Source organism: Nocardia sp. 852002-51101_SCH5132738, from assembly GCF_001665695.1.
Lineage (GTDB): Bacteria > Actinomycetota > Actinomycetes > Mycobacteriales > Mycobacteriaceae > Nocardia > Nocardia nova.
In genome coordinates this window covers 1-1,987 of record NZ_LZML01000078.1, presented here as the reverse complement: position 1 = coordinate 1,987, position 1,987 = coordinate 1, and the positions used below count along the sequence as shown (strand labels likewise).

The following is a 1,987-nucleotide window of genomic DNA, read 5'->3' as shown; positions in this document are numbered from 1 at the left end:
GCATTCGAAGGCCGGATCAACCCGACCGGAAACTAACCCCTACCGGGGTCAGATCCACCGGTAATCCGACACTCCCGTGAGAGGTGGTGAGGACGAGTGCGACGAGCAGGCGGCGGATCTCGGGTAGTGTCAGTGCGATCATGTCTGCGGCCTTTTCTCCGGGTCCCCCTTTGCGGCAATGGTTTTCGAGGCGGCGAGGTAGGCCAGTGCGAGCATCGGCAAGGTGATGTGGGCGTACCAGGCCCGATAGTCGCGGACCTGGTAGTGGTCGAGCCCGGCCTCGTTCTTGGCCTGCTGGAACGCTTCCTCTACATGCCAGCGGGATCCGGCGGTCCAGGCCAGGTCGACCGGCCGGGACGAGGCGGGTCCGTATCAGACGTAGTAGGCCCCGGAATCCTAAAGCTGTCAGGAAGTGCAAAGTAGGACAAGGTTGCTGGTGTCCCGTGCTGGTCCGGGCTCGTTTGGTGTTGTCAGGACGCGGCGTCGTGGTCGTGCAACATGCGCATGACGGTGGCGGGTGAGGGCTGTCGGCCCTTCTTCGTTCCGGTGGTGATGACCAGGCGGGCGGCGATGTCGCGCAGGCTGAGTTGCTGGTCGCGAAGGTGCAGGGCCATGGCGAGCATGTCGGGGTCGGTGACGTGCGCGCCGCCGATGGTTTTGCCGCGTTTGCGGGCGGATTCGTGGCCTTCGAGGGTGCGGTCACGAATGTATTCGCGTTCCATGCCCGATAACGCGGCCAGCACTGTGAACACGACGCCGGCCGGGTCGTGGCTGCCTTGTAGTTCGCCGGTCAGGAATTCCAGGCCGATATCGGCGGATTTCAGGTTGTCGGCGAGGGCAGCCAGGTCGATGCCGCGGCCGAGCCGTTTGTGTTCGTGCACAACGAGAGTGACCGCGACGCCGCTGGCCCGCAGTTCTCGGCACAGCGTGACGGCGGCGTCGAGTTCGGGTCGGTGGGTGGCGGGGGTGGAGATCTTCTCGGAGAAGACCCGGCTCACGTTCGCGGCGGTGAGCGCGTCGAGTTGGGTGTCGAGAGATTGGCGCAGTGTGGAGGCGCGGGCGTAGCCGATGCGGGCGTGCCCGGCCGGTGCGCTGAGGGCGGCGGGGCGGGGCAGTTCGATCCATGCGCGGCCGGGGTTGCGGATCGCGGGGGTCGTCATGGACAGTGCCTTGGCCAGCGCGGGCACCAGCCGGAAGCGGGCGGTGTGGTATTGGGTGGCGACCTTTCCCGTGCCGGTGCGGCACGGTGAGCCTGCTGGGGCCGCGCAGGCCGACATCGGGCACGGATGGACTTCGACTCGCTGATAGTCCTCGCTCACAGGCTCAAGTGTTTCATGAGTGCGTTTCAACTGCGGGTTCTTTTGCAACAACCCATGAAACGGAATTCGGGCTGGTCGAGGTCCGATGATCGTCGTGTTTCATAGGCGACCACCTATGAAACGAACTACGTCCCTTCGATACTGCTGATGTCCACAGGCGGATGGCACCGCCGCGGGGCAACCCTGTCTGCAACGAGCGAGCGCGGTTGGGTGCGCACTCTCGTCGCTGCACGCGGTCGCTGGGCCTAGCCTAGGGTGATTCGCGCCGCCGACTGCACGGTGCTGGTGACCAGGGGTGCCAGCGGCCCGGTGCGCAGCCGGGTGACAGCGGCTGCGGCGGGCTGCAGTTCGGAGGCTGTTGCAGAATTGCAGCAGAGTTAGATCTGGACGCAGTGAATCGCGCTCGGCGACATGATGTTTGTATCGGCGGAGGGGCGAGGGCGTCACGCCGCGATGGTCGCTCGATGGATCTTCATGAGGTTGAAGGCGGTTGCCGCCAAGTGCAATTCACTGGTGGCGTTGTCCAGGCCGCGGCGCGAGAATCGGTCGAGGTCTCCACGTCCACTGTGGAGCGGGCGTTGCGGCGCCGTGGGTCAAGTCCAAACGGGTGGTGTATCGGGTGATTGCCGCGTGATCCTGTTCGATCAGGCGGTCAGTGCAGGGGTGGG

1 protein-coding gene and 1 pseudogene are annotated in these 1,987 nt (G+C 65.3%); both read right to left on the bottom strand.

Annotated elements, in window-relative coordinates; all coding sequences use genetic code 11:
- Positions 1-138 precede the first annotated feature (138 nt).
- A pseudogene (locus A5789_RS37765) lies at positions 139-360 on the bottom strand (IS701 family transposase); the annotation flags it as partial.
- Between the two features lie 110 nt (positions 361-470).
- Complete coding sequence (locus tag A5789_RS11580; protein WP_197516596.1) at positions 471-1,319, bottom strand: recombinase family protein; 849 nt, start codon at positions 1,317-1,319, stop codon at positions 471-473.
- Positions 1,320-1,987: the final 668 nt, after the last annotated feature.